Raw genomic sequence first — 26,722 nt, 5'->3', positions numbered from 1 at the left:
GCGCTGCGGGCACCTCCGCCCGGGTGCCGCGGCCGGTGCCGCGCGCGGCTAGCGTCGTGCCGTGCGGCGGGGTCGGCGGTGGCGGAGTCCGCTGGTGGGGGCGCTGGGGAGCGTGCTGGTCGCGCTCGCCGTCCTCCTCGCGGGCGCCCCCGCGACCGCCGCACCCGCCTCGGACGCACCCCGTCCCACGGCCGATCCGGCCGCCCCGACGCCGACCGCGCCGCTGCCCGGCGGGCCGCCGCAGGGGTCCGGCCCCGGTGGCGTCACCGTTGGCGGCGAGGGCCTGGACACCCGCGGCACGGTCGTCGTCGACGGCGCCCCGCCGCTGCCGGGCGGCCTCGCCGCGGCCGGCTGGCTGGTCGCCGACGCGGGCACGGGGGCCGTGCTCGCCGCCCGGGACCCGCACGGGCGGCACTACCCGGCGAGCACGCTCAAGACGCTGACCCTGCTGACCCTGGTCCCCCGCCTGGACCCGGCGTCGGTCGTGGAGGGCACCGTCGAGGACGAGGCGGTGGAGGGCAGCCGGGTGGGCATGGTCACCGGTGGCCGCTACCCGGTGTCGCTGCTGTTCCAGGCCCTGGTCATGCAGTCGGGCAACGACGCGGCCAACGCGCTGGCGCGCGCGGCGGGCGGCGTGGAGGTCACCGTGCAGGCGATGAACGCCCGCGCCCTGGAGATGGGCGCCTTCGACACCGTGGCCGGCTCGCCCTCGGGCCTCGACGTCGCCGGGCAGTCCTCCTCCCCCTACGACCTCGCGCTGTTCTTCCGCGCGCTGGTGGCCGACCCGGTGACCGCGGCGCTCCTCACCACGCGGACGGCGGAGATGCCCGCCGCCGGTGGCCGCGCCGGCTTCCAGATCCAGAACGAGAACCCGCTGGCCGGCTACCCGGGCGGGCTGGGCGGCAAGACCGGCTTCACCGACGCCGCCCGGCACACGTTCGTGACCGCCGCCGAGCGCGACGGCCGGCGGCTGGTGGTCAGCGTCATGGGCACCGAGCCCGTGCCGCTGCGGGCCGCCGACCAGGCCGCCCTCCTGCTCGACTGGGGGTTCACCGTCCCGCCGTCGCTCGGCCAGGTGGGCCGGCTGGTGGGGTCGGCGGCCGAGGTCCCGGCGCCCCCGTCGTCCCCGGCGGCGTCGGCCACCCCGGCCGGGCCGGCCCGCGTGGCCGCCGGGCCGGCCGTCCCGCCTGCCGCGGCCGACGGTGGCCCGCCGCTGCCGGGCCTGCTGGCGCTGGGGACGGCGGCCGCCGCGGTCGCCGTCGCCGTGCTCAGCGCCCGGCGGCGCGCGGCGCGCCGGCACCCGCGGGTACCGGGACCCCGGCCGCCGGGTCGGCCGGCACCACCGGCGTGAGGGACGGCAGGCTCGCCGTCCAGGCCGCGGTGAAGAAGGCGAACCGGACGACCACGTTGATCCACACCAGGATGCCGACGGCGCCGCCGAACGCCGAGGACGTCACGCTGCCCGAGATCAGCGACAGGTAGAGGCTGCCGGCGAGCTTCATCAGCTCGAAGCCGACGGCGCCGAAGACCGCGCCGGGCAGCAGCAGCCGCAGCGGGTGCGACGTCGAGGGCACCACCCGCAGCAGCCACAGGAAGACGACGAGGTCGGTGAGCAGGGCCAGGCCCAGCCCGAGGACGGTCGTCATCACCACGATGCCGGGGGCGCCGTCGAGGCCCAGGACGTCGACCAGCCAGGTGGCCGCCTGGGTGATCGTCCCGGTCAGCCCGAGGCTCAGCACGCCGACGGCGCCGAGGGCCAGCAGCGCCACGAGGTCGGCGAGGTTGTCGCGCCAGAATTCCGGCTCGTCGGCCCGGCCCTTCCACATCTGCTCCATGCCGACGCGCAGCTTGTCCATCGCCCGCAGGCCGGCGTAGACGAAGCCCAGGAGGCCGATGAGGCCCGACACGCCGGCCGAGCCGACCGCGCCGTCGAGCTCGTCGAGGATCAGCCGGCCGGTCGGGCCGGGGAACGCCTCCCGGATCGCCGTGTACAGCTCCGACTGCAGCAGCGCGTTGCCCGCGAGGACCAGCCCGATGACCGAGGCGACCAGCAGCAGCACCGGGAACAGGCCGAGGAAGACGAAGTAGGTGACGCCGGCGGCCATGAGGTCGCCCTGGCTGCGCTGGTAGCGGCCGCCGGCCCGGGCCAGGTGGTCGAACCACGGCCGGCGGCGGCGCTGCCCCTCGACGAGGGCCGTGACCCACGCGCCGGCGCCGGTGACGCGGGCCCACGGGCTGCGTCCGGCGTCGGCCGGCGGCCGGGACTCCCGAGGTGCACCCACTCCGCCCAGTCTGGGCCCTGCCTCCCCGCGTCGCGCGGCGGCGGGCGGGTCGTCAGCGGAACGGCGGGCCGGTGAGCGGGTACTCCCGGGCGACGGCCCAGGCGCCGGTCGGCGTCTGTTCGTACTCGGTGAACGAGTCCACGCGGAACTCGGCGGAGAGGTCGGACAGGCCGGTGTAGGCGAGGTCGAGCATGTCGTGCGGGACGTCGTGGGCCACGGTGACGTGCGGGTGGTACGGGAAGGACAGGTCGCGCCTCAGCGGCCCCTTGCGGACGTCGGAGGCCAGCAGCTCGCAGTTGCCGATGCCCTTGGCCACGGCCACGAACACGACGTCGCTGACCGGGGTGAAGGTGCCGGTGCCCGACAGGTGCATCTCGAAGGGCGGGTGGGCCCCCGCAACCCGCGCCAGGTGCTCGGTGATCGCCGGCCGGTCGACGCAGGGCACCTCGGTGGGCGGCAGCAGCGTGACGTGCGGCGGGACGAGCGTGGCCTGGGCGTCGCCGACCTTGGCCCGCCAGTCGACCAGCAGCTGCGCCCACGGCTCCGGGATCGGCACCAGCACGCCGACGACGGAGGTCGCCACCGGCGCCGTCCGGCTGCGCGGGACGAACGTGTCGTCGTTCACGACACCGCCCCCGCCGGTGGGAGGAAGCCGACCCGCTCGTACACGGTGCGGACGGTCTCCCCGGCCACCTCGCGGGCGCGGGCCGCGCCGGCGGCCAGCAGCCGCTCGAGCTCGGCGCGGTCGTCGAGCAGTTCCTGCGTGCGCTCGCGGACCGGGACGACGAAGTCGGTGACGACCTCGGCCAGCTCCTTCTTCAGGTCGCCGTAGCCGCGGCCGGCGAAGTGCTCCTCGAGCTCGGTCACGGTGCGCCCGGACAGCGCGCTGTGGATGGCCAGCAGGTTGGTGACGCCCGGCTTGGCCACCGGGTCGGCCACCACCTCGCGGCCGGTGTCGGTGACCGCCGAGCGGATCTTCTTCGCCGTCACCCTCGGGTCGTCGAGCAGCAGCACGCAGCCGCCCGGCGGCAGGCTCTTGCTCATCTTCTTGTCCGGCGACTGCAGGTCGAGGACCTTGGCCGCGCCCGGCGGGATGCGGGCGGCGGGGACGGTGAACGTGTCGCCGAAGCGGCCGTTGAAGCGGGTGGCGAGGTCGCGGGTCAGCTCCAGGTGCTGGCGCTGGTCCTCCCCCACCGGGACCTCGTCGGCCCGGTAGACGAGGATGTCGGCGGCCTGCAGGACCGGGTAGGTGAACAGCCCCACCGACGAGCCGGCGGCACCCTCGCGCTGGCTCTTGTCCTTGAACTGCGTCATCCGGCTGGCCTCGCCGAAGCGGGCCACGCACTCCAGCACCCAGGACAGCTGCACGTGCTCGGGGACGTGGCTCTGCACGAACAGCGTGCTGCGCTGCGGGTCGACGCCGAGCGCGAGCAGCTGGGCGGCCGAGAGGAGGGTGTTGCGGCGCAGCTCCTCGGGCTCCCAGTCCATCGTGATCGCGTGCAGGTCGACGACGCAGTAGAACGCCTCGGCCGTCTCCTGCAGCGCCACCCACTGCCGCAGCGCACCGAGGTAGTTGCCGAGGTGGAAGGAGCCCGCCGTCGGCTGGATGCCGGAGAGGACGCGGGGCCGTGACATGGGGGACGGTGGCACGACGGCCATCAAACCAGCCGCGGCTCAGCCGACCGGTGCACCGGTGCGCACGTCGTCGCCCGTCGTGCCCGACGCGCCGGAGGTGACCTCGTCGAGCGCGGCGAGGAACAGGTCGTCCTCCTCGGGCGTGCCGACGGTGACCCGCAGGCCCTCGCCGGCGAACGGGCGGGTGATGACCCCGCGGCCCTCCAGCGCGGCGGCCACCGCGGCGGTCGCCTCCCCCAGCGGCAGCCACACGAAGTTGGCCTGGCTGTCGGGGACCTCCAGACCACGCCCGCGCAGCGCCGCCGTCAGCCGGTCGCGCTCGGCGACGACGGCGGCCACCCGGCCGCGCACCTCCTCCTCGCTGCGCAGCGCGGCGACCGCGGCCGCCTGGGCCAGCGTGGCGAGGCTGAAGGGCACGTGCGTGCGGCGGACGGCGTCGGCGACGGCGGGGTCCTCGGCCAGGAGGTAGCCGACCCGCAGCCCCGCCAGCCCCCAGGCCTTGGACATCGTGCGCAGGACCGCGACGTTGGGCCGGCCGCGCATGAGCTCGACGCCGTCGGGGACGTCGGGGTCGGTGACGAACTCGCGGTAGGCCTCGTCGAGGACGACCAGCACCGTCTCCGGCACCCGGTCGAGGAAGCGCTCGAGCTCCGGCCGGCGCACCGCCGTCCCGGTGGGGTTGTTCGGGTTGCAGACGAAGACCAGCCGGGTGTCGTCGTCGACGACGGCGGCCAGCCCGTCGAGGTCGTGGGTGTCGGGGCTGCCGCCGGGGGACGACGGCACGAGCGGCACCCGCAGGCTGCGCGCACCGGCCACCTGGGCGAGCAGCGGGTACATCTCGAACGAGCGCCAGGCGAAGGCGATCGCCGTCCCGGGGTCGTTGAACGACTGCGCCAGCTGCTGGCAGAGCAGGACCGCGCCGCCGCCGGGGACCACCTGCGCCGGGTCGACGCCGTAGCGCTCGGCCAGCGCGGCGGTGAGGACGACGGCCCCGTTGTCCGGGTAGCGGTGGGTCTCCCCCGCCGTCGCCGCCAGCGCCTCGAGGACGGCCGGCAGCGGCGGGAACGGGACCTCGTTGCTGGCCAGCTTGACCGCGCGGTCGATGCCGAGCTCCCGCGCGAGGTCGGCGGGGTTGCGGCCCGGCCGGTAGGCCGGCATGGCCTGGACGGCCGGACGTGCAATCACCACGGGTTCGTCCTCCGGCACCCGCCATTTCCGGGCGCAACTCCTAGGGTGGCCCCATGCGCGTTCTCGTCGCCGGTGGGGCCGGCTACATCGGCAGCGTAGTCACTGCCGCCCTCCTCGAGGGCGGTCACGAGGTGACCGTGCTCGACGACCTGTCCACCGGCCACGCCGACGCCGTCCCGGACGGCGCCCGCCTCGTCGACGTCCCGCTGCAGGCGTCGGCGCCGGTGCTGGCCGACGTCCGGCCCGAGGCGGTGCTGCACTTCGCGGCGAAGAGCCTGGTCGGTGAGTCGCAGCAGCGGCCCGAGCTCTACTGGGAGCACAACGTCGGCGGGTCGCTGGCGCTGCTGGAGGCGATGCGGGCGGCCGACTGCCGGCGGATCGTCTTCTCCTCCACCGCGGCCACCTACGGCGAGCCCGAGCAGGTGCCCATCCGCGAGGACTCGCCGACGAAGCCGACCAACACCTACGGCGCCACCAAGCTCGCCGTCGACGCGATGCTGACCTCCTACGCCACCGCGTACGACTTCGCCGCGGTGAGCCTGCGGTACTTCAACGTGGCCGGTGCCGCGTACGGCCTGGGCGAGCGGCACACCACCGAGACCCACCTGATCCCGATCGCGCTGCAGGTCGCGGCGGGCACCCGGGAGTCGATGACGATCTACGGCGAGGACTACCCGACGCCCGACGGCACCTGCATCCGCGACTACATCCACGTCGCCGACCTCGCCGACGCGCACCTGCTGGCGCTGACCGCCCCGGAGCCGGGCGAGCACCGGATCTACAACCTGGGCAACGGCACCGGCTTCTCGGTGCAGCAGGTGGTCGACGCCGTCCGCGAGGTCACCGGGCACGAGGTGCCGGTCGAGGTGGGGCCACGCCGGGCCGGCGACCCGGCGCAGCTGGTGGCCTCCAGCGACCGCATCTGCGCCGACCTCGGCTGGTCGCCGCGGCACACCGACCTGACCGGTATCGTGCGCGACGCGTGGGAGGTCTCCCAGCGCCTGCACCGGGCATAGGAAGCTCTCCCCGCGTCTTCCGGCCCCGGACGTGGGGATCGCTTCCTATGCCTCCGCGGTCTCGTCGGCCGTCTCGGGTGCGCGGGTGACCGAGATCCGTGCAATCCGCCGGCCGTCGAGCCCGGTGACGGTGAGCGTGCGGCCCGCGACCTCCACGGCGTCACCCACCACGGGGATCCGGCCGAGCTCGGCCAGCACGTAGCCGGCGACCGTCTCGTAAGGTCCCTCGGGCAGGCGCAGGCCCGTCACCTCGGCGAAGTCGTCGAGGTTGAGCAGGCCGTCGACCTCGTGCGGGCCGTCGGGCGGGTCGTCGGCGTCGGCGACGACCTCCTCGTCGTACTCGTCGTAGATCTCCCCGATGACCTCCTCGATGAGGTCCTCGAGGCTGACGATGCCGTCGGTCCCGCCGTACTCGTCGACGACGATCGCGAGGTGCTGGTTCTCCCGGCGCATCTCCGACAGCGCCGTCAGCACGCCCGCGGTGCCCGGCAGCCGCTTGACCTCGCGGGCCAGGTCGCCCACGGTGGCCGCCCGGCCGGCCGGGTGGGTGGGCAGCAGCAGGTCCCGCACGTGCACGAAGCCGACGACGTCGTCCTGGTCGCGGCCGGTGACCGGGTAGCGCGACCAGCCCGACTCCGCGACCTGGCGGGCGGCGCGGCTGACGGTGGTCGAGGCGTCGAGGAACTCGACCTCGGTGCGCGGCGTCATGACCTCGCGGACCTCCCGGTCGCCGGCGCGGAACACCTCGTCGATGAGCCGGCGCTCGTCGCTGCTCAGCGACTCGTGGGCGGCGACCAGGTCACGCAGCTCCTCCTGGCTGATCGCCTCGCCGCTGGCCTTCGGGTCGCCGCCGAGCAGCCGCACGAGCACGTTCGTCGACGCCGACAGCAGCCAGATGACCGGGCGGGACAGCCGCGCGATCGTGTTCAGCGGTCGCGCCACCACCAGGGCGAAGCCCTCGGGGCGCTGCAGCGCGAGCCGCTTGGGCGTGAGCTCGCCGACCACCAGCGACACGTAGCTGATCACCAGGGTGATGAGCACGAGCGCCAGCGGGTCGGCCGTCCCCTCCCCCAGGCCGCGGCCGACCAGCCAGTCGCTGAACGGCTCGGCGAGCGTGCTCGCGCCGAACGCGGCGGACAGGAAGCCGGCCAGCGTCACGCCCACCTGGACGGCGGCGAGGAAGCGGTTGGGGTCGCTCAGCAGCCGGCGGAGCGCGGCGCCGCGCCGGCCGCGCTCGGAGAGCGCGCGGACCTGCGCCTCCCGGAGGGAGACCAGCGCGATCTCGGCACCGGCGAAGACGCCACCCACCAGCACGAAGACGACGACCAGGAGGATGTCGAGCCAGACGTCGCTCACCGCGGTCTGCTCCTCGGGTCTCGGGTCGGGCGGAGGTGACCATGCTCCCCGGCCGGCCACGGCGCGGTGCCGCCGGGGCTCCTGTGACGACCGGTGTGACCTCGGTCACCACGGGCTGTCTGTTGATCTCTGGCTACGGTTAGTCTCGACGAAGTCACGTTCCGTTGTTTGTCGACTCTCCCGAGGTCGCTCGTGCACCACCGCCGGTCTTCCCCGCCGCCGTCCGCCCGTCTCGCCGCCGCCTGCGGGCGGGTGCTGCGCCCACTGTCCCGGGCCCTCGCCGGCCGCCGCGCGCTGCCGGTGCTCGTGGTCGTCGTGGCCGTGGCGGGCATCGTGCTGGTCGTCCCCCTGATGGCCGCGGGTCGCGGCGGGCTGTCGACCGCCGAGTCCGGCGTGACCTCGTCGGCCGGCTCGAGCGCCCCGCGCAGCGGGGTCGTCACGATGGGCGTCGACGGCGAGCCGGTGGCGCCCGGGACGACCCCCGCCCCCGGCGCACCGGGCACCACCGCCGGCGGGCCGTCGACCGGAGCGTCGCCGGACGCAGCGCCGGACGCAGGGCCGGACGCCTCGCGGGCGTCCTCGCCGGGGTCCTCGACGGCGGGCGGCCCGAGCACCACGGAGGCGGCGCCGGACACCACCGCTCCGGGAACCACCGCACCGGACACCACCGCTCCGGGCACCACGGCCGCGGGCTCCTCCGCCCCGGACACCACCGCGGCGGGTTCCCCCGCGGCGGGATCGTCGTCGGGCTCCTCGACCACGGCCTTGTCGGCCGCGGCGTCGTCCGCGGGGTCGTCGTCCGCGGGGTCGTCGTCCGCGGGGTCGTCGTCGGCCGGGACCTCGTCGGCGGCGCCCGCGCCGACGCAGACCTCCGCCCAGGCCGTGCCCGCGCCGGCTGCGCGCACCGCAGCTCCGGCGGCCTCGGGCACCGAGGCCGCCGTCCTCGAGCTGGTCAACCAGGCCCGCGCGGAGGCCGGCTGCGGTGCCGTGAGCGCCGATCCGGCGCTGGCCGCGGTGGCCCGGGCCCACAGCGCCGACATGCGGGACCGCGGCTACTTCTCGCACGACACCCCCGAGGGCCTGTCCCCCTTCGACCGGGCCGAGGCGGCGGGGCTCACCCACGCGCGGGCGGAGAACATCGCCTACGGCCAGCGCGACGCCGCCGCCGTCATGGACTCCTGGATGAACAGCCCCGGGCACCGGGCGAACATCCTCAACTGCTCGCTGTCGACCCTCGGGGTCGGTGTGGCCGAGGGTCCCGGCGGCCCCTGGTGGACCCAGCTCTTCGGCGCCTGACCGCTCAGCGCGGTGATCACCCCGGCTCGGGAGGGGTCTCCGGCGTCCTGGGGCCCCGCCGAGCCCGGGGTGATCACCCGGCGAGCGCCCGTCCGAGGTCGGCCAGCAGGACGTCGGGCCGGCGTAGGTCGCCCTTCGTCACGAAGTGGGCGCGCCACCCCGCGGCCATGAGGCCGTTCATCCGGCGGCGGTCCCGGGGCAGCTGGTCCGGTGCTCCGTGCCAGGCGCCCCGGCAGTGCACCGACCGCTGCCCGGACGGCGTCGAGGTCCACCACCCGGGCGCACACCAGGCGGTCGAGCAGGACCACCGCCTCGTCCGAGCCGTCCCGCCGGACGAGGTCCACGGCCGTCCGGACCCGACCGGTCCACCGCATCCAGCTCCCGCTCCGGACGACGTCGCCCTCCAGTGGGGCGCTCCGCACGACGACGCCGGGACCCGGTGTCCACCGCGTGCCGGGTGGCACCACCACCTCGACCGGGTCCTCCGCGGTGGCCAGCTCGGGTGCATCCCACAGCACCGCCGCGGTGAGACCGCCGAACGCGGCCGACCGGGGCATCACCAGGCCGACCCCGCGGGCCAGCAGCCGGTGGTCGACCGGCAGTGCGGCGTCCGCGTAGACGTCGCGGCGCAGCCTCCTCCAGGCGCTGCTCCGCAGCTGGTCCTTCGTGAGCACACCCGCCGCCACGGCCCACGTGCCGCGGAAGACGCGACCGCGCAGCACCGGGGGTCGGACGGGCGCGACGGGCACCGGCGGAGCCTGCCCGGGCAGGGCGCGCGGCCGCTCTCGTCGTCCACAGGTGGTGATCACCCCGGGCCAGAGGCCCCTCACCGTCGGCGAGGGCCCGTTGGGGCCGAGGTGATCGCCCCACTCCCGCACCGAGGAACGCGAACGGCCCCCTCACCCGAGGGCGAGGGGGCCGCAGGAGCGCCTACGTCAGGACATGGCCTTCTGCAGGTTGCCGTCGATGGCCGCCAGGAAGTCCTGGGTGGTCAGCCACGGCTGGTCCTTGCTGATCAGCAGCGCGAGGTCCTTGGTCATCTGACCGCCCTCGACGGTGTCGATGCAGACCTTCTCGAGGGTCTCGGCGAACCGGGTGACCTCGGGGGTGCCGTCGAGCTTGCCGCGGTGGGCCAGCCCCCGGGTCCAGGCGAAGATCGACGCGATCGGGTTGGTCGACGTCTCCTTGCCCTGCTGGTGCTGCCGGTAGTGGCGGGTGACGGTGCCGTGCGCCGCCTCGGCCTCGACCGTGCGGCCGTCCGGGGTGGCCAGCACCGACGTCATGAGGCCCAGCGAGCCGAAGCCCTGCGCCACCGTGTCGGACTGGACGTCGCCGTCGTAGTTCTTGCACGCCCAGACGTAGCCGCCCTCCCACTTGAGGGACGCGGCCACCATGTCGTCGATGAGCCGGTGCTCGTAGGTGATCCCGGCCTTCTCGAACTGGTCCTGGAACTCGGCCTCGAAGACCTCGGCGAAGAGGTCCTTGAACCGGCCGTCGTAGGCCTTGAGGATCGTGTTCTTCGTCGACAGGTACACGGGGTAGCCGCGCGCGAGCCCGTAGTTGAGCGAGGCGCGCGCGAAGTCGCGGATCGAGTCGTCGAGGTTGTACATCGCCAGGGCGACGCCGGCGCCGGGCGCCTGGAAGACCTCGTGCTCGATCGGCGCGGAGCCGTCCTTGGGCGTGAAGGTCACCGTCAGGGTGCCCTCGCCGGGGAAGCGGAAGTCGGTGGCGCGGTACTGGTCACCGAAGGCGTGACGGCCGACGATGATCGGCTTGGTCCAGCCGGGCACCAGCCGCGGCACGTTCTGCATGATGATCGGCTCGCGGAAGATGACGCCGCCGAGGATGTTGCGGATCGTCCCGTTCGGGGACCGCCACATCTTCTTCAGGCCGAACTCCTCGACCCGCGCCTCGTCCGGGGTGATCGTCGCGCACTTGACCCCGACGCCGTGCTTCTTGATGGCGTTGGCGGAGTCGATGGTGACCTGGTCGTCGGTGGCGTCGCGGTGCTCGATGCCCAGGTCGTAGTACTCCAGGTTGACGTCGAGGTAGGGCAGGATCAGCTGGTCCTTGATGAACTGCCAGATGATCCGGGTCATCTCGTCGCCGTCGAGCTCGACGACGGTGCCCTCGACCTTGATCTTGCTCACGTCAGACATTTCCCTCTCATGCGGTCCCGGCCCCTCGGGCCGGAGGTCGGACGGCCGACGTCGCTCACAGCTCGGCGACGTCGGACTGCTTGGCGCGCACGGCCTCGGCGGCCTCGCGCAGGCCGGTCAGCTCGCTCTCGGTCAGGTCCCCCTCGACCACGCGGCGCACACCCTCGCGCCCGATCTCGGCCTCCACGCCGAGGTAGACGCCGGAGATCCCGTACTCGCCGTCGACCCAGGCGCACACCGGCATGACGGCGCCGGAGTCCTCGATGACGGCGCGGGCCATGCGGGCGGCGGCCGCCGAGGGCGCGTAGTAGGCCGACCCGGTCTTGAGCAGCGCGACCACCTCGGCGCCGCCGTTGCGCGTGCGGTCCACCAGGTGCTCGATGCGGTCGGCGGGCAGCACGTCGGCCAGCGGCTTGCCGTCGACGGTGCAGCGCGAGGGCACCGGCACCATCGTGTCGCCGTGCGAGCCGAGGGTCAGGGTGCGCACCGAGGACACCGGGACGCCGAGCTCCTCGGCGACGTTGTTGCTGAAACGGGCGGTGTCGAGCATGCCGGCCTGGCCCATGACCCGGTTCCTGGGGAACCCGGTGGCCAGCTGGGCGAGCGCGGTCATCTCGTCGAGGGGGTTGGACACCACGATGACGACGGCGTCCGGGGACGTCTGCGCCACGTTCTCCGCGACCTGCCGGACGATCCCCGCGTTCGTCTCGATGAGGTCCATGCGGCTCATGCCCGGTTTGCGCGGCAGGCCGGCCGTGATCACCACGACGTCGGACCCCTCGGTGCCCTCGTAGGAGCCCCCGCCGACGCCGACCACCCGCGTCTCGAAGCCCTCGATGGGGCGTGACTGGTTGATGTCGAGGGCCAGGCCCTCGGGCTTGCCCTCGACGATGTCGGTGAGCACGACCGTCTCGAAGACGTCGTACTCCGCCAGTCGAAGGGCGGTGGTGGAGCCGTAGAAGCCGGCACCGACGACGGTGACCTTGCCGTTCCTGGGCTGCTCTGCCATGGCCGCCAACCTAGACCCGGCGCCCCGGGTCGGCGCGCCGCGGTCCGGGACGCTCAACTGCCCGGCACCACGACGGACAGCACCGCGACGGCGACCCCGGTGCCCGCCATGAGGACGACGTCGACCGGCCGGCTGCGGACGGCGAGGAACCCCACCCGCCGGACGGGCAGGACCAGGCGCAGCACACCGGCGCCGACCAGCGCGAGCCCGACGACGAGCAGCCCGCGCCGCCAGTGCTCGATCGCGATCATCCCCAGCCCGACCGCGACCACCACGAGCACCGCGAACAGCGGCAGCTGGCGCAGCAGCCCGGCCAGGAACGGGCGCCGGGTGTAGAGCGGGGGCCGGGTCACGGGGCGGGTTCGGCGGCGCGCTCGGCGGCGAGGACGACGTTGCGCAGCAGCATCGCCCGCGTCATCGGCCCGACGCCGCCGGGGTTGGGCGCCACGTGGCCGGCCACCTCGACGACGTCCTTCGCGACGTCGCCGGCGATCTTGCCGTCGACCCGGCTGACACCGACGTCGAGCACCGCGGCGCCGGGCTTGACGACGTCGGCGGTGACCAGCCCGGGCACCCCGGCCGCGGCGACCACGACGTCGGCGGCCCGCAGGTGCGCGGCGAGGTCGCGGGTGCCGGTGTGGCACAGCGTCACGGTCGCGTTCTCGCTGCGCCGGGTGAGCAGCAGGCCCAGCGGCCGGCCGACGGTGATCCCCCGGCCGACGACGACGACCTCCGCGCCGGCGACCGGGACGTCGTGGCGGCGCAGCAGCTCGACGATGCCGACGGGCGTGCACGGCAGCGGCCCCTCGACGCCGAGGACCAGCCGGCCGAGGTTGACCGGGTGCAGTCCGTCGGCGTCCTTGGCGGGGTCCATCGCCTCGAGGACGGCGTACTCGTCGACCTGGCGGGGCAGCGGGAGCTGGACGATGTAGCCGGTGCACGCGGGGTCGGCGTTGAGCTCGGCGACGACGGCGAGGACGTCGGCGAGCGTGGCGGTGGCCGGCAGCTCGCGCTGGATGCTGGCGATGCCGACCTGCGCGCAGTCGGCGTGCTTGGCGTTGACGTACCAGCGGCTGCCCGGGTCGTCGCCGACGAGCAGCGTGCCCAGCCCCGGCCGGTGCCCCGCGGCCGCCAGCGCCTCCACCCGCACGGTGAGCTCCTGGCGGATGGTGGCTGCGGTCGCCTTGCCGTCGAGGATCGTCGCGGGCACCCGCACAGTCTGCCGGAGGCGTCCCCGGACCGGCCGCGGCGGCCCTACGCTCGCGGCGGTGCCCCACCCGGGGTCAGCCCGGCCGGCCCGGCGAGGAGAGCAGATGACCGAGCGCGACCCGTACACCCAGCAGATCCCCGCCGGTCAGACGGGCGACTGGCGGGCACAGACCACTCCCGGGCTCGCGCCGGTGGACGGCGGGGCGTCGGCGGCCGGGCCGGGCTCCTACGGGTACGGAGGGCCCGGCTCGCCCACGCAGCCGGACTACTCGACCCGTCCGGTCGCGGTCCGCGGCCCCGCGTCGCTGGCCGGGCTGCTGCTCATCCTGGCCGGGATCGCGGCGGCCGTGAGCCTGGCGCTGCGCTGGCTGGGCAGCACCACCGACATCGGCCTGGACCTGGTCCGCCGGGGCTTCGACGAGTTCGGCGGCGGCTTCCGCACGCTCGTCGACTCCGGTTTCTGGCAGCCGCTCGCCGTCGTCCTCGGTGGCGGGGTGCTGCTCCTGCTGGGCGTGCTCATGTGGCTGCCGGCCCGCTCGCACCGCCTGCTGGGCCTGCTGGCGCTCCTGGTCAGCGGGCTGGCGATCGCGGCGGTGGTCGTCCCGCTGGTCGCCGAGGAGTGGCAGCCCTCCGCGTTCGGGCTCGGGTTCTGGTTCGCCTGCGCCGTCGGCGTCCTCGGCCTGCTCGGCGCGCTCAAGGCCCTGTTGACGGGCCGGAAGTACCGCTGACCCCGTGCACTTCCGCGGAAGTGCACGGGGCTCTCATCCCTCGACGAGGGCGCCGTGGGCGGCCGCGACCTGGACGGCCTGGGTCAGGTCGATCCGGACGCCGGTCAGGTCGACCCCGCGCCACGGCCAGGCCTCGGTGGCCGCCCCGCGCAGGTCGCTGCCGTGCAGCCTCGTCCCCTGCACCTTGGCGCGGTCGAGGTCGGCGCCGGTGAGGTCGCACTCGCGCAGGTCGGTGTCGGTCAGGTCCGCCTCGCGGAAGCGCTGACCGGACAGGTCGCTGCCGGAGAGGTCGACCCCGCGCAGCGACGTCCAGCTCCAATCGGAGTCGGTGCTGCTCAGCGGCCGCAGCGTGGCGCCGGGGAAGTGCGAGCCGGTGAGCTTGCAGCCGTCCCAGACGACGTCGATGAGGCGGGCGCGGTCGAACCGGCAGGACAGGAACGCGGTGCCGCGGTGGCGCGAGCCGCTCATCCGCACACCGGTGAGGACGCAGGAGTCGAACACGCAGCGCCGGGTGACCAGCTCGGTGAGGTCGGCGTCGTCGAACCGGCAGCGGGTGAAGGTGACGCCCTCGAGCTCGGCGCCCCACCAGTCGACGCGCGCGAGGTCGGCGCCGGTGAGCTCGGCGCCGTCCTCCGGTGGCTGGACGTGCGGTCGTGGCCCCGTGTGGGGACCCGCGCCGAGCTTGCGAGGGGTGGGGGGCACGGGGTCCTTCCTCAGTGCGCGAAGTGCCGGGTCCCGGTCAGGTACAGCGGGACGCCGGCCGTGCGCGCGGCGGCCACGACCTCCTCGTCGCGCACCGACCCGCCCGGCTGGACGACCGCGCGCACCCCGGCGTCGAGGAGCACCTGCAGGCCGTCGGCGAAGGGGAAGAACGCGTCGGAGGCGGCCACCGAGCCCGCGGCCCGCTCCCCCGCCCGCGTCACCGCCAGCCGGGCGGCGTCGACCCGGTTGACCTGCCCCATGCCGACGCCGACGGTCGCCTTCTCGTGGGACAGCAGGATCGCGTTGCTGCGGACGGCGCGGACGCTGCGCCAGGCGAACACCAGGTCGTCGAGGCCCGCGGCGTCCAGCGGCTCGCCGGTGGCCAGCGTCCAGGTGGTGGGGTCGTCGCCGTCGCCACCGATGCGGTCGACGGTCTGCAGCAGCAGCCCGCCGCTGACGGGCCGCAGCTCGACGGCGGCCGGCGGGGCCTCGGGCAGCCGCAGCAGCCGGATGTTCTTCTTCGCCGTCAGGACCTCGACGGCGTCGGCGGTGAACGACGGCGCGACGACGACCTCGGTGAACACGGCGGCGACCTGCTCGGCCATGGCGAGGTCGACCTCGCGGTTGGCCGCGATGACGCCGCCGAAGGCCGAGACGGGGTCGCAGGCGTGCGCCTTGCGGTGGGCGGCGGCGATGTCGGTGCCGACGGCGATCCCGCAGGGGTTCGCGTGCTTGATGATCGCCACGCAGGGGTCGTCGTGGTCGTGCGCGGCCCGCCAGGCGGCGTCGGTGTCGACGTAGTTGTTGTAGGACATCTGCTTGCCGTGCAGTTGCTCGGCGTGCGCCAGCCCCGGCCGGTCGCTGCGGTAGAGCGCCGCCCGCTGGTGCGGGTTCTCGCCGTAGCGGAGCACGTCGGCGCGCTCCCACGCCGCGCCGACCCACGCGGGGAACCCGCTGTCGTCGTCGGGGGCGAGCACGTTTCCCATCCACGAGGCGACGGCGACGTCGTAGGCCGCGGTGTGCCGGAAGGCTGCGACGGCGAGCCGCTGCCGCTGGACGAGGGTGAACCCGCCGGCGGCCACCGCCTCGAGCACGTCGCCGTAGCGCGCGGGGTCGACGACGACCGCGACCGAGGGGTGGTTCTTCGCCGCCGCCCGGACCATCGCCGGGCCGCCGATGTCGATCTGCTCGACGCACTCGTCGGGCGCGGCACCCGAGGCCACCGTCTCGGTGAAGGGGTAGAGGTTGACCACGACGAGGTCGAAGGCGGCGATGCCCAGCTCGTCGAGCTGCGCTGTGTGCTCGGGCCGGCGGCGGTCGGCGAGGATGCCGGCGTGCACCGCCGGGTGCAGCGTCTTGACCCGCCCGTCGAGGCACTCGGGGAAGCCGGTCACCTGCTCGACCGGCGTGACCGGGATCCCGGCGTCGGCGATCCGCCGCGCGGTGGCACCGGTGCTGACCAGCTCGACGCCGGCGTCGGCCAGCCCGCGGGCGAGCTCCTCGACGCCGGTCTTGTCGTAGACCCCGAGCAGGGCCCGGCGGACGGGGACGCGGTCGGGCTGGGTCTCGGTCACTGGGGCTCCTCCGTCCCGGTGACGAGTCGCGCCACCGTCTCCACCAGGAGCGTGCGCTCCACGGCCTTGATCCGTTCGTGCAGGCGGTCCTCGTCGTCGCCGGGCAGCACCGGCACCTCGCGCCGGGCGAGCACCGGCCCGGTGTCGACCCCGGCGTCGACCAGGTGCACGGTGCTGCCGGTGACCCTCGCCCCGGCGGCGAGCGCGTCGCGGACGGCGTGCGCCCCCGGGAAGGCCGGCAGCAGCGCGGGGTGGGTGTTGACCAGGCGGCCCTCGTAGCGGGCCAGGACGGCGGGGCCGACGATCTTCATGAACCCGGCGGAGACCACCCAGTCGGGGCGGTGGGCGGCGAGGGCGTCGGCGAGCGCGTCGTCCCAGGCGGCCCGGTCGGGGAAGTCGCGCAGGCGCACGGTGAAGGTCGGCAGACCGCGACGGCGGGCGTGCTCGAGGCCGGCGGCGTCGCGGTCGCTGCCCACGGCCACCACCTCGGCCGGGTAGCCGTCGTCGTCGGCGGCGTCCAGCAGCGCCGCGCACAGCGAGCCGGTGCCCGACAGCAGCACCACGACCCGCGCCCGGTCGGGACGTACGGCGGCCGGCACGCCGCCGACCCTATAAGGGCCCTCTCGCCCCCCACCGCTCGCACGCTCGCGGCGGGACCCTGCGAGAGGGCCGCCCACGAGAGGGGGCGAGGGGGTCCTCCCTCAGTCGTAGGAGCGCCAGCGCGCGACGGCGGCGGCCAGGGCGGCGGCGATGCCGGCCTGCGCGGCGACGGCGAGCCCGGTGGCCACGGGCGGTGCGCCGACGTCGGCCAGCGCGCCGTCGCCCAGCGAGCCGCCGGCGACGGCCACCGCCAGGCCGGACGCGACGCCCAGCAGCACCCCGGCGAGCACGCCCCACAGCCCCGCCGACACCGTGCCGCCGTCGTCGTCGGTCATGCGGCGGCCCAGCACCGTGCCGGTGACCAGGCCGGCCAGGGCGGGCACGGCCTGGGACGCGAAGGCCAGCAGCGGGACCGCCTGGGTGTCGGGCAGGGCGGCCAGCAGCGGCAGGGCGGGGACCGGGCCGAGGCTCACGCCGTGCACCGAGACCACGGTGGCGGCGCCGATGGAGAACCCGGGGCCGGCCGCCAGCCCCAGCGCGGCGGCGGCCGCGTTGGGCAGCAGCAGCGCCCCGAGGGCGAGCAGGCCCAGGAGCCCCGCGCCGGAGCCGCCGACGGAGCCCGCGACGGCGGCGTACCCGGCGGTGTCGGCGGCCAGGGCGACCGCGACGACCGCGCAGCCGAGGCCGGCCGCGGTGAGCAGCCCGGCGAGGACGGCGGGCAGCACCGCCCCGGCCGGTCCGGGCAGCCGGTCGAGGACGGTGTCGGACAGGCCGCTCTCGCGCAGCACGCCCCAGCCGACGGCCAGGCCGGCGAGGACGGCGGCGCCGACCGCGCAGCGCAGCAGGTCGCTGCGCGCGCCGGGCCCGTCGACGGCCAGGGCCAGCAGGACGGTCAGCAGCACGTGGGTGGCAGTCCCCGCCGCCACGACGACTCCGGCCGCGCCCGCCCCGGGCGGCTCGACGACCCGGGCCACGCCGCGGCCGGCGCGGGCCAGCCCGAAGGCGACGGCGAGGGTCAGCAGCAGCGGGGCCAGCACCAGCGGCCCCGAGGGGAGCACGAGGCCGCCGCCGTTGGCCAGCAGCCACAGCTGCCCGCCGACCCGGGTGGAGCCACCGACCGGAAGGCCGCCGGCGGGGTCGAGCGCCTGGACGACCACGACGGCCAGCCCCAGCCCGACGAGGCCGAGCAGGGTGACCGCCGCCGTCGCGGCGGCGGCGAGGGCGACCGGGTAGGCGGTCCCGCGGGCGCCGGGGACCCGCTGCCCGGGCAGGGGCAGACGCGCCAGCAGGGAGACCACGTCCCCACTGTCGCAAGCCGGACGCTCGGATGCCGGTCGCACGCGCCGGGCACCGGTCCCCGGACGCCGGCGAGGGCCGGCGGCGGGTGCCGCCGGCCCTCGCCGGGTCGGGTGCGTCCCCGTCAGGGACGCAAGGGTGCCGGGGTCAGGAGTGGCCCTGGCCGGAGGCGGTGGACCCGCCGGGTGGGCCGGGGTCGGGAGCCGGCGGCGTCGCGGGCCGGCCGTACTGCTGGTCCTGCTGCGACCGGCCGTAGGGCTGGCCCGGCTGACCCTGCGGCCGGCCGTAGGGGTCCGGCTGTCCGTACGGGCCCGGGTCGGTGGACCGGCCGGGGTCGGTCGACCCACCCGGGGAGGCCGGCTGACCGGAGCCGGACGGTGAGCCGAACTGGGGCACCTGCTGGCCGGCCCACTGCGCGGCGCCGGCGAGCCCGCCCGGCACGGCCGGCTGCGTGCGCATCTCCGGCAGCAGGCGGAGGACGGCGAAGGCGACGACCGCCGCCGTGACGAGCAGGGCCAGCAGGCCGACCAGGCTGAACTCGTAGCCGAGGGTCTGGATCCAGGCGATGAGGGTGAACAGCAGCGCCAGGCCGGCCAGGCCCACGGTGATCCAGCTGCGGGGGAAGCCCAGGCGCAGCTCGGTGACCGCCGGCAGCAGCGCCCAGACGGCGGCTCCGAGGAGCAGGACGAAGCTCAGGGTGACCAGCCCGGAGAACGAGAAGCCGTTCACGTCGTAGCCGCTGGAGAAGTAGACCTCGTCGAAGTCGATCCAGGGCAGGATCGCCAGCACCAGGTACACCAGCGCCCCGGCGGCGACGACGACGTCGGCGAGCCTGAGGCGCTTGAGGTCGAAGCCGGCGCCGGCCTGCCGCGGCGGCTGACCGTGGGGCGGCTGCCCGTAGGGGGCCGGGCCGTAGGGCTGACCGTACGGGGGCTGACCGTAGGGCTGCTGACCGTAGGGCTGCTGCTGACCGTAGGGCTGCTGCTGGCCGTACGGGGGCTGCTGGCCGTACGGCGGCTGGCCGTAGGGCTGGCCGTACGGGGGCTGCTGGCCGTACGGCGGCTGGCCGTAGGGCTGGCCGTAGGGCGGCTGCTGGCCGTACGGGGACTGCTGCCCGTACGGCGGCGGGCTCGGCGGCGCACCGTACGGCGGGGGCTGCTGCCCGTACCCCGGCTGACCGCCCGGCCCCGGCTGCCCGGGCACCCCGGGCTGCTGCGGCGGCTGACTGGACGTCATCGTTCGACTCGCTCTCGTCACGTCGGGTACGGCGTCGCGGATGCTCTCTCCGCGCTCCCCAGCCTGCAACCTCGCCACGCTCTGCCCCACCACGGGGGACGAGATCGTGACCAGGTCGGGACGGAGGCCCCCGGGAACGCCGACCGCCCCGGCTCCTGGGGAGGAGCCGGGGCGGTCCACGGTGCCGTGGCGGGGGGTGGTGCTCCCTCAGCTGCCGACGATCTCGCGCATCAGCCGGGCCGTCTCCGACGGCGTCTTGCCGACCCGGACCCCGGCGGCCTCGAGGGCCTCCTTCTTGGCCTGGGCGGTGCCGGCCGAGCCGGAGACGATGGCACCGGCGTGGCCCATCGTCTTGCCCTCGGGGGCGGTGAAGCCGGCGACGTAGCCGACGACCGGCTTGGTGACGTTGGCCTTGATGAACTCGGCGGCCCGCTCCTCGGCGTCGCCCCCGATCTCACCGATCATGACGATGGCCTCGGTCTCGGGGTCGTCCTGGAAGGCCTGCAGGGCGTCGATGTGCGTGGTGCCGATGACCGGGTCACCGCCGATGCCGATGGCGGTGGAGAACCCGATGTCACGGAGCTCGTACATCATCTGGTAGGTCAGCGTGCCGGACTTGCTGACCAGCCCGATCGCGCCCTGCTTGGTGATGTTGGCCGGGATGATGCCGGCGTTGGACCGTCCGGGGCTGATCAGGCCCGGGCAGTTGGGGCCGATGATCCGGGTGGCGCTGCCCTGGGCGTGCGCCCAGAACGACGTCGAGTCGTGCACCGGGATGCCCTCGGTGATGACCACGGCCAGGCCGATCTGGGCGTCGACGGCCTCGATGACGGCGCCCTTCGCGCCGGCCGGCGGCACGAAGATGACGCTGACGTCGGCGCCGGTCTCCTTGATCGCCTCGGACACGCTGCCGAACACCGGCACGCTGGCGCCGTCGAAGTCGACGCTCTCGCCGGCCTTCTTCGGGTTCACGCCGCCGACGATCGCGGTGCCGGAGGCGAGCATGCGCTGGGTGTGCTTGCGCCCCTCCGAGCCGGTCATGCCCTGGACGATGACCTTGCTGTTCTCGTTGAGGAAGATCGACATCTCTTCAGGTCCTGTCGGGAGTGGGCTTAGGCGGCGAGCTCGGCGGCCCGGCGGGCGGCGCCGTCCATCGTGTCCACCACGGTCACCAGCGGGTGGTTGGCCTCGGCCAGGATGCGGCGGCCCTCCTCGACGTTGTTGCCGTCGAGCCGGACGACCAGCGGCTTGGTCGCCTCGTCGCCGAGGATGCCGAGGGCGGAGACGATGCCGTTGGCGACGGCGTCGCAGGCGGTGATGCCGCCGAAGACGTTGACGAAGACGCTCTTGACGGCCGGGTCGCCCAGGATGATGTGCAGCCCGTTGGCCATGACCTCGGCCGAGGCGCCGCCGCCGATGTCGAGGAAGTTGGCCGGCTTGACGCCGCCGAACTCCTCACCGGCGTAGGCGACGACGTCGAGGGTGCTCATGACCAGGCCGGCGCCGTTGCCGATGATCCCGACCTCGCCGTCGAGCTTGACGTAGTTGAGGTCCTTCTCCTTGGCCGCGGCCTCGAGCGGGTCGGCCGCGGCGGTGTCCTCCAGCGCGGCGTGCCCGGCCTGACGGAAGGCGGCGTTCTCGTCGAGCGTGACCTTGGCGTCGAGGGCCAGCACGGTGCCGTCGGGCGCCTTGGCCAGCGGGTTGACCTCGACGAGGGTGGCGTCCTCCTTGCTGAACACGTCCCACAGCTGGACGGCGATGGCGATGACCTGGTCGCGCACCTCGGCCGGGAAGCCGGCGGCGTCGACGATCTCGGCGGCCTTGGCCTCGTCCACGCCCTTGCTCGCGTCGACCGGGATGCGGGCCAGCGCCTCGGGGCGCTCGACGGCGAGCTGCTCGATCTCCATGCCGCCCTCCCTCGAGGCCATCGCCAGGAAGGTGCGGTTGCCCCGGTCGAGCAGGTAGGAGAAGTAGTACTCCTCGGCGATGTCGGACGCCTGGGCGACCATCACCTTGTGCGTGACGTGGCCCTTGATGTCCAGGCCGAGGATGTCCTGGGCGCGGGCGCGCGCCTCGTCCGCGTCGGCGGCGAGCTTGACGCCGCCGGCCTTGCCGCGGCCGCCCGTCTTCACCTGCGCCTTGACGACGACCTGGGTCCCGATCTCGCGGGCGATCGCCTCGGCCTGCTCCGGCGTCTCCGCCACGCCACCGGGGAGCACGGGGACACCGTGCGAGGCCAACAGGTCACGGGCCTGGTACTCGAAGAGATCCACGGACAGGCACCGTAGACCCCGCCCGGACGGCCCGCCGCACCGGCGCTGGAAGGCGTGGGACGGGTCACAGCACCCCTCCCCCGACGGGAGGACGGGCACGCCGACGTCGGTCCTGCTGAGGGCGTCGGGCCGCCGTTCAGGGGGTCCGGAGCAGCGCCGCGACGACGTCGTCGGGCGGGGTGCCGTCGGGAAGGGCGAGGACGCCCGCGGGCGCGTCGCCGGGGTCCCCGAGCACCGCGACGGTGACGTCGCCGGCGCCTGCCGCGGCCAGCCCGGCGAGCAGCCCGGCCGGCAGTCCCGGCGGCGGGTCCGTGACGACGACGGCGTCGGCGTCCTCCTGCACGGCGGTGGCGGCGAGCCGGCCGGCCGCGGCCGCCGCCCCGGTCAGCACCACCTCGGCGCCGGCGTCGCGCAGCGCGCGGGCCAGGGCGACCGCGCGGTGGCCGCCGGGGCCGTCGGGCCCGGCGACGACGACCCGCAGCCGCTCGGCACCGGTCACGCGGCCGGGCCCCGCCGCAGCCGCCAGGCGAGCAGGGTGAGCACCGCGTAGCCGACCCCGGCGGCCAGGAGGCCGGCGCCGGGCACCGTCCACTCCAGCTCGTCGGACGCGACCGCGTCGCGCAGGCCGGTGAGGCCGGCGCCGAGGACGGTCGCGGCGACGGCGAGGAACCCGCCGACGGCGGCCAGCCGGGGCCGCAGCGACGGCGCCAGCACCGAGCCGAGCACGACGGCGCCGGCGAGCAGCAGCCCGCCGAGCAGGGCCAGGCCCGGCCGCTCGAGCAGCGCCTGCGGGCCCTGCTGCTCGACCACGATCTCCAGGCCGGTGGCCGGGTCGTCGACCAGGCGGTCGGGGACGTCGGCGGCCGGCAGCGCCAGGCAGAGGACGGTGAGGACGCCGAGCAGCACGGCGGCGCCGGCCAGCGCGGGGCGCGCGGGGTCGAGCCGGCCGCGGTCCTCCATCACCGTGCGCCCCCACACCGCGGCGGCGCACGCGCCGGCGAGCACGGTCAGGGCCAGGCCGGTGACCGCCAGCCACCAGCCGGGACCCGTCTCCACCGAGCTGGTCAGCACCCGCTCGCCGGCCAGGACCTCGATGCCGGGCCGCAGCGTGGAGGAGCTGCCCCGGTAGACCTCGATGAGCAGCGAGCCGAGGGCCAGCGCACCCGCGACGCCGGCGTAGGCCAGCCCCAGCCGCGGCACCCGCCCGGCCGCCAGCCCCGCGCCGACCGCGGCCGACGTCACCGGGACGACCAGGCCGGCGAGGACGCCGCCGCCCCCCCCGCCGAGGGTCAGCGCGCGGCCACCCACGACCAGGTAGGTGGGGAACAGGGCGGCCAGGCCGGCGAGGGCGGCGAGCACGAGGAGCCCGCCCGCCACCCGGGCGGCGACCGGGACGTCGCCGACGACCAGCCCGTCACCGGCCACGGGGCCGCCGGTGGCAGGCGGGACCCGGCGGTCCGGGGTGGGCCGGCTGCCCGCGCCGCGACGGCCGGGTCCGGTGGCGGAGGCGGAGGCGGAGCGCCGTGCCGTGGCCCCGCCGGTCCGGTCGTCACGGGCGGAGCGGTCCCGGCCGGCCACGGGTCCCCCTTCGTCGAGATGTGTACAGCGTCGGTCTTCGTCGAGATGTGTGGTTGACCGGCCCCGATCTCGTCGAGACGCGGCACCTCGTCGTGTGACGGCCGCCACACGAGGGCATTACCGTCCTGTGAACGGAGCACGGACGAGGTGCTCCGGCCACCCTCGGGACGGCGTCCCGTGTCCCGGCCGGTGGCAGACGAACGGGGAGGACCTGTCCATGCACACGAGCGCCGAGCCGGGGGCCGGTCCAGCGTCGCACACCGGACAGGCCTCCCCCGGGACGCCACGGGGCGTGCTGCGGGCCCTCGCGACGCCCGCGACGGTGACCGGCGGGCTGACCGAGCTGGCCTGGGTCGGCGCGCACGCGCTCCTGTACCCGCTCGGCACGTGGACCGAGGTGCTGCGGCCCGACCAGCGCCGCCGCCCCGGCGAGCAGCCGCCCGGCGTCCGCGCCCTCTTCGCCGCCGACCCGCTCGCCGCCCGGATCCCGGTCCTGCTCGTCCACGGCCTGGTCGACAACCGCTCGGTCTTCACGCTCATGCGCCGGGGGCTGCGCCGGCGCGGCTTCGCGCAGGTGTGCACCTGGAACTACAGCCCCCTGCTCGGCGACGTCGCCCGCGGCGCCCGCGACCTCGGCGAGCACGTCGAGCGGATCTGCGCCCGCACCGGCCACGACCGCGTGCACGTGGTCGGCCACAGCCTCGGCGGGCTCATCGCCCGGCACTACGTCCAGCTGCAGGGCGGCGGCCGGCGGGTCGAGTCGCTGGTGACGCTCGGCACGCCGCACGAGGGGTCGGTGCTCGCCCACCTGCTGCCGACCCCGATGGTCCGCCAGCTGCGCCCCGGGTCGGCACTGCTGCAGGAGCTCGCCGCGCCGGCTCCGCACTGGGACACCCGCACCACCGCCGTCTACAGCGACCTCGACCAGCTGGTCATCCCGACCCGCAACGGCCGCTGCGACCACCCGGACCTGCGGGCGCGCAACGTGCTCGTCCGCGGCGTGGGGCACATGACGCTGCCGTTCCACCGCCGGGTCGTCGACGAGGTGGCCGCCACGCTCGCCGGCCTGCGCGCGGTGCGGGCCGAGGCCCCGGCCCCGGCCGCCGTCGCCTGACCCTCGCCCGACCCTCGCCTGACCCTCGCCTGACCCTCGCCCGACCCTCGCCCGACCCTCGCCCGGCCGCACCCGCGCCGGGGGACATGGCGACACGCGAGGTCGCTTCCCGCGCAACGGCCTGACGGATCGTTACGGTCCGATCACGGAGCCGGTATCCACCGGCGGGCGCCCGTGGCGCCTCCACCACCGTCGCTCCCCCGGCGGACCGCACCGCGCGGTCCGGGGAGCGCAGACGAAGGGGATCTGCGTGACCACCCTCCTCGAGCCCGCGGCCGGCCGCGCGTCGGCGGAGCTGGAGGCGACCGGTCGCATCCCCGGCCTGCGTCCGGTGACGGCGATCCCGCGCCCGCGGCCGGCGGTCACCGCCGGGACGACCACCGGGACCGGATCCGCCCTGCCCACCCCGACGCCGCCCGCCACCGGGACGGCGCCCGCCGCGACCGGGTCCCCCGCTCCGGACGGCGCCCCGCAGGAGACCGGCACCGCGAACGCCGTCGCGGCTCCCCGCCGCTCGGTGCGCCGCCCGCCGGGCCGCCGGGGCGCCCTCTGGCTGGCCGCCCTCGTGGCCGGCGCCCTGGTCGCCGCGGTGCCCGGCTTCACCGCGAGCGGCAGCACGCCCGTCCCCACGAGCGCGGCCGACTACGGTCTCGGCGCCGAGTTCGGGTTCGCCGGTGACATGGAGGACGCCGGCGTGCGCCGCGGCATCACCGAGGCCGAGGCCGCGGTGCGGCTCTCCGAGCTCGCCGCGTCCCGTGCCGCTCGCGAGCCGCAGACCGCGCTGCCGACGTCGGGCCGCCTGACCACCTGCTTCTGCATGCGCTGGGGCTCGATGCACTACGGCATCGACCTCGCCGCCCCACTGGGGACGCCGATCCACTCGGCCACCGACGGCGTGGTGCTGCGCGCCGGCCGTGCCTCCGGCTACGGCAACGCCGTCTACATCCAGGACGCCGACGGCAACGTGCACGTCTACGGGCACATGCGCTACTACGACGTCGCGGAGGGCCAGATCGTCCACGCCGGCGACCGGATCGCGGAGGTCGGCAACGAGGGCCAGTCGACCGGCCCGCACCTGCACTACCAGATCCACGGCGGCGGCCCGTCCGGCCGGCCGATCGACCCGCAGGAGTTCCTCGCCGAGCGCGGCGTCACCGTCTGAGCCGGACGCCCCGGCTCAGCGGGGGTCCCGGACGGTCAGCCTCAGCAGGGTGTCGGTGACGTACGCCTCGGCCCGGGCCGGCGCCAGCCGGCCGAGCCGCACCCCGTCCGCGACACCGACCAGCAGCCAGGTCAGCGCGGTCAGCACCCACTCCGGGTCGACGTCGACGCGGAACGCACCGGCCTGCTGCCCCTCGCGGACCAGGGCGCGCACCCGCTGCTCCCCGGCGGCGGCACGCTCGAGCAGCTCGCGCTCGACCAGGTCCTCGACGGGCTGGGTGGCGAGCAGACCGTAGCGGGCGCCGAGCGGGACCAGCCGGCCGACCAGCGCACCCAGGGCGAGCGCCGGGTCCGCGTCCTCCGTCGCCCCCGCGGGGTCGGTCGCCGCGACGAAGGACTCCACCGCCTGCCGGCACAGCGTGCCGATCAGCGCTGACCGGGTGGGGAACCGGCGGAACAGCGTGGCCCGGCTGACGCCGACCGCGCGGGCGACGTCGTCCATGGACGCGGCGGGCCGGGCGGCCAGCACCGAGGCCGCGGCATCGAGCAGGACGTCGTCGGAGGGCACCGGGTCAGCCTACGGCCTTGATACGGTGGTGTCTCAGATGAGACGATGGTGTCATGCCACCGAGGACGGACCCCACCGCATGAGCGCCCCCCTCCTCGCCGGCATCCTCGGGCTGGCGCTCCTCGACGCCCTCAACCCGGCCACGATCGGCGGGGTCGCGCTGATCCTGCTCGCTCCCCTGCGCCGGCCGGTGGCCTGCGCGGCGGCGTTCGTCGCCGGGGCCTACCTCACGGTCCTGACCCTGGGGCTGGCCGTCTTCGCCGGGGCCGGAGCCGCCGCGGACGCCGTGACCGGGGGCGTCACCTGGGTGCGCCGGATCGCCCTCGGGCTCGCCGCGGTGCTGCTGCTGGTCGCGGCCGTCCGCCGGCTGCGCAGCCGCCACCGCGGCGCCGTCACGCTGCCGTCGTGGTTCGGCCCCTGGACCGCGGCCCCGCTCGGCGTCCTGGTGACCGGCGCCGACCTGCCCAACGCCTTCCCCTACCTGATCGCGATCGAGCGCATGGTCAGCGCCGACGTCCCGGCCGGGCTCGGCGTCGCGGTCCTGGCCGGTTACGCGCTCGTGTACTGCGCGCCCTGCCTGGTCCTGCTCGGCCTGGGGGCCGCGCATGGGGCGTCGGTGCGCCGGCGGCTGGACGCGGTCCACGAGCGCATCGGCAGCGCCCGCACCGTCCCCCGCAGCGTCCCGGCCGCGCTGGGCCTGGTGACGCTGGCGGCGGGCGTCACGGCCCTCGCCGTGGCGTGA

At 75.7% G+C, this 26,722-nt stretch carries 26 protein-coding genes; 7 read left to right on the top strand and 19 right to left on the bottom strand.

Translation table 11 applies throughout. The features are described 5' to 3' along the window. Positions 1-94 precede the first annotated feature (94 nt). Positions 95-1,351 (top strand): D-alanyl-D-alanine carboxypeptidase family protein, encoded by a 1,257-nt coding sequence (locus tag BM165_RS10225; protein ID WP_244274163.1) that lies wholly within the window; start codon positions 95-97, stop codon positions 1,349-1,351. Here the strand turns inward: BM165_RS10225 and BM165_RS10220 are convergent. From BM165_RS10220 to hisC, 4 genes are read right to left on the bottom strand one after another with little or no spacing between them, the layout of a single operon-like run. Continuing rightward, positions 1,269-2,282 carry a YihY/virulence factor BrkB family protein gene (locus BM165_RS10220; RefSeq protein WP_244274162.1) on the bottom strand — a complete coding sequence of 338 codons (1,014 nt, stop codon included), beginning with the start codon at positions 2,280-2,282 and terminating at the stop codon, positions 1,269-1,271. The genes BM165_RS10225 and BM165_RS10220 overlap by 83 nt on opposite strands. A gap of 52 nt (positions 2,283-2,334) precedes the next feature. Next, positions 2,335-2,907 (bottom strand): 2'-5' RNA ligase family protein, encoded by a 573-nt coding sequence (locus BM165_RS10215; protein ID WP_075013400.1) that lies wholly within the window; start codon positions 2,905-2,907, stop codon positions 2,335-2,337. Then, positions 2,904-3,917 carry a tryptophan--tRNA ligase gene (trpS, locus tag BM165_RS10210; RefSeq protein ID WP_143108108.1) on the bottom strand — a complete coding sequence of 338 codons (1,014 nt, stop codon included), beginning with the start codon at positions 3,915-3,917 and terminating at the stop codon, positions 2,904-2,906. The genes BM165_RS10215 and trpS overlap by 4 nt, the downstream gene beginning before the upstream one ends. A 39-nt stretch (positions 3,918-3,956) precedes the next feature. Beyond that, on the bottom strand, positions 3,957-5,102 hold the full coding sequence (gene hisC / locus BM165_RS10205) for a histidinol-phosphate transaminase (protein WP_244274161.1): 1,146 nt from the start codon (positions 5,100-5,102) through the stop codon (positions 3,957-3,959). Positions 5,103-5,158: 56 nt separating this feature from the next. On the opposite strand from hisC, the gene galE reads away from it, so the two are divergent. After that, positions 5,159-6,121: a UDP-glucose 4-epimerase GalE gene (gene galE / locus BM165_RS10200; protein WP_075013397.1), complete on the top strand. Its 963-nt coding sequence runs from the start codon at positions 5,159-5,161 to the stop codon at positions 6,119-6,121. Between the two features lie 45 nt (positions 6,122-6,166). Here galE and BM165_RS10195 read toward each other — a convergent pair whose 3' ends face one another. Beyond that, complete coding sequence (locus BM165_RS10195; RefSeq protein WP_075013396.1) at positions 6,167-7,477, bottom strand: hemolysin family protein; 1,311 nt, start codon at positions 7,475-7,477, stop codon at positions 6,167-6,169. Between the two features lie 252 nt (positions 7,478-7,729). Between BM165_RS10195 and BM165_RS24740 the strand changes: the two genes are divergently transcribed. Beyond that, positions 7,730-8,773: a CAP domain-containing protein gene (locus BM165_RS24740; protein WP_244274160.1), complete on the top strand. Its 1,044-nt coding sequence runs from the start codon at positions 7,730-7,732 to the stop codon at positions 8,771-8,773. Between the two features lie 935 nt (positions 8,774-9,708). Here BM165_RS24740 and BM165_RS10185 read toward each other — a convergent pair. From BM165_RS10185 to BM165_RS10170, 4 genes are read right to left on the bottom strand one after another with little or no spacing between them, the layout of a single operon-like run. Beyond that, positions 9,709-10,932: an NADP-dependent isocitrate dehydrogenase gene (locus BM165_RS10185; protein WP_244274159.1), complete on the bottom strand. Its 1,224-nt coding sequence runs from the start codon at positions 10,930-10,932 to the stop codon at positions 9,709-9,711. 55 nt (positions 10,933-10,987) lie between these two features. Continuing rightward, positions 10,988-11,941, bottom strand: a complete 954-nt coding sequence (mdh, locus tag BM165_RS10180; RefSeq protein WP_075013394.1) for a malate dehydrogenase — start codon at positions 11,939-11,941, stop codon at positions 10,988-10,990. A gap of 53 nt (positions 11,942-11,994) precedes the next feature. After that, positions 11,995-12,294 carry a DUF3017 domain-containing protein gene (locus tag BM165_RS10175; protein ID WP_075013393.1) on the bottom strand — a complete coding sequence of 100 codons (300 nt, stop codon included), beginning with the start codon at positions 12,292-12,294 and terminating at the stop codon, positions 11,995-11,997. Continuing rightward, entirely contained in the window at positions 12,291-13,151 is an 861-nt protein-coding gene (locus BM165_RS10170) for a bifunctional methylenetetrahydrofolate dehydrogenase/methenyltetrahydrofolate cyclohydrolase (protein WP_075013516.1), read from the bottom strand. The genes BM165_RS10175 and BM165_RS10170 overlap by 4 nt, the downstream gene beginning before the upstream one ends. A 103-nt stretch (positions 13,152-13,254) precedes the next feature. Between BM165_RS10170 and BM165_RS10165 the strand changes: the two genes are divergently transcribed. Next, on the top strand, positions 13,255-13,878 hold the full coding sequence (locus tag BM165_RS10165; protein ID WP_075013392.1) for a hypothetical protein: 624 nt from the start codon (positions 13,255-13,257) through the stop codon (positions 13,876-13,878). Between the two features lie 33 nt (positions 13,879-13,911). Here BM165_RS10165 and BM165_RS10160 read toward each other — a convergent pair whose 3' ends face one another. The 9 genes from BM165_RS10160 to BM165_RS10120 form a co-directional block, all read right to left on the bottom strand. Further along, positions 13,912-14,580, bottom strand: a complete 669-nt coding sequence (locus BM165_RS10160) for a pentapeptide repeat-containing protein (RefSeq protein ID WP_075013391.1) — start codon at positions 14,578-14,580, stop codon at positions 13,912-13,914. A gap of 11 nt (positions 14,581-14,591) precedes the next feature. Then, entirely contained in the window at positions 14,592-16,154 is a 1,563-nt protein-coding gene (gene purH / locus BM165_RS10155) for a bifunctional phosphoribosylaminoimidazolecarboxamide formyltransferase/IMP cyclohydrolase (RefSeq protein ID WP_075013390.1), read from the bottom strand. Beyond that, positions 16,151-16,753, bottom strand: coding sequence for a phosphoribosylglycinamide formyltransferase (gene purN, locus BM165_RS10150; RefSeq protein WP_075013389.1), 603 nt, complete (start codon positions 16,751-16,753; stop codon positions 16,151-16,153). The genes purH and purN overlap by 4 nt, the downstream gene beginning before the upstream one ends. A gap of 102 nt (positions 16,754-16,855) precedes the next feature. Next, complete coding sequence (locus BM165_RS10145) at positions 16,856-18,052, bottom strand: cell division protein PerM (protein ID WP_075013388.1); 1,197 nt, start codon at positions 18,050-18,052, stop codon at positions 16,856-16,858. A 145-nt stretch (positions 18,053-18,197) separates the two neighbouring features. Further along, positions 18,198-19,286, bottom strand: coding sequence for a hypothetical protein (locus BM165_RS24250; protein ID WP_143108107.1), 1,089 nt, complete (start codon positions 19,284-19,286; stop codon positions 18,198-18,200). Between the two features lie 207 nt (positions 19,287-19,493). After that, entirely contained in the window at positions 19,494-20,372 is an 879-nt protein-coding gene (sucD, locus tag BM165_RS10135) for a succinate--CoA ligase subunit alpha (RefSeq protein ID WP_075013387.1), read from the bottom strand. 26 nt (positions 20,373-20,398) lie between these two features. After that, the gene (sucC, locus tag BM165_RS10130) at positions 20,399-21,559 is read right to left on the bottom strand and encodes an ADP-forming succinate--CoA ligase subunit beta (protein WP_075013386.1); all 1,161 of its coding nucleotides are present in this window, start codon (positions 21,557-21,559) and stop codon (positions 20,399-20,401) included. Between the two features lie 136 nt (positions 21,560-21,695). Next, positions 21,696-22,058, bottom strand: a complete 363-nt coding sequence (locus tag BM165_RS10125) for a hypothetical protein (RefSeq protein ID WP_075013385.1) — start codon at positions 22,056-22,058, stop codon at positions 21,696-21,698. After that, entirely contained in the window at positions 22,055-22,984 is a 930-nt protein-coding gene (locus BM165_RS10120; RefSeq protein WP_244274158.1) for a hypothetical protein, read from the bottom strand. Before BM165_RS10120 ends, BM165_RS10125 begins: the two co-directional genes overlap by 4 nt. Positions 22,985-23,354: 370 nt before the next feature. Here BM165_RS10120 and BM165_RS10115 point away from each other — a divergent pair, with 370 nt between their 5' ends. Further along, positions 23,355-24,251 (top strand): alpha/beta fold hydrolase, encoded by an 897-nt coding sequence (locus tag BM165_RS10115; RefSeq protein ID WP_075013384.1) that lies wholly within the window; start codon positions 23,355-23,357, stop codon positions 24,249-24,251. 250 nt (positions 24,252-24,501) lie between these two features. Next, entirely contained in the window at positions 24,502-25,413 is a 912-nt protein-coding gene (locus tag BM165_RS10110; RefSeq protein WP_244274157.1) for a M23 family metallopeptidase, read from the top strand. A 15-nt stretch (positions 25,414-25,428) separates the two neighbouring features. On the opposite strand, the gene BM165_RS10105 is transcribed toward BM165_RS10110, so the two are convergent. Beyond that, the gene (locus tag BM165_RS10105) at positions 25,429-25,980 is read right to left on the bottom strand and encodes a TetR/AcrR family transcriptional regulator (RefSeq protein WP_075013383.1); all 552 of its coding nucleotides are present in this window, start codon (positions 25,978-25,980) and stop codon (positions 25,429-25,431) included. A 79-nt stretch (positions 25,981-26,059) separates the two neighbouring features. Between BM165_RS10105 and BM165_RS10100 the strand changes: the two genes are divergently transcribed. After that, the gene (locus tag BM165_RS10100; RefSeq protein WP_075013382.1) at positions 26,060-26,722 is read left to right on the top strand and encodes a GAP family protein; all 663 of its coding nucleotides are present in this window, start codon (positions 26,060-26,062) and stop codon (positions 26,720-26,722) included.

It is taken from the genome of Geodermatophilus obscurus (genome assembly GCF_900115395.1).
GTDB classification, from domain to species: Bacteria; Actinomycetota; Actinomycetes; order Mycobacteriales; family Geodermatophilaceae; genus Geodermatophilus; species Geodermatophilus obscurus_B.
This window is presented reverse-complemented; position numbering and strand designations above follow the sequence as displayed.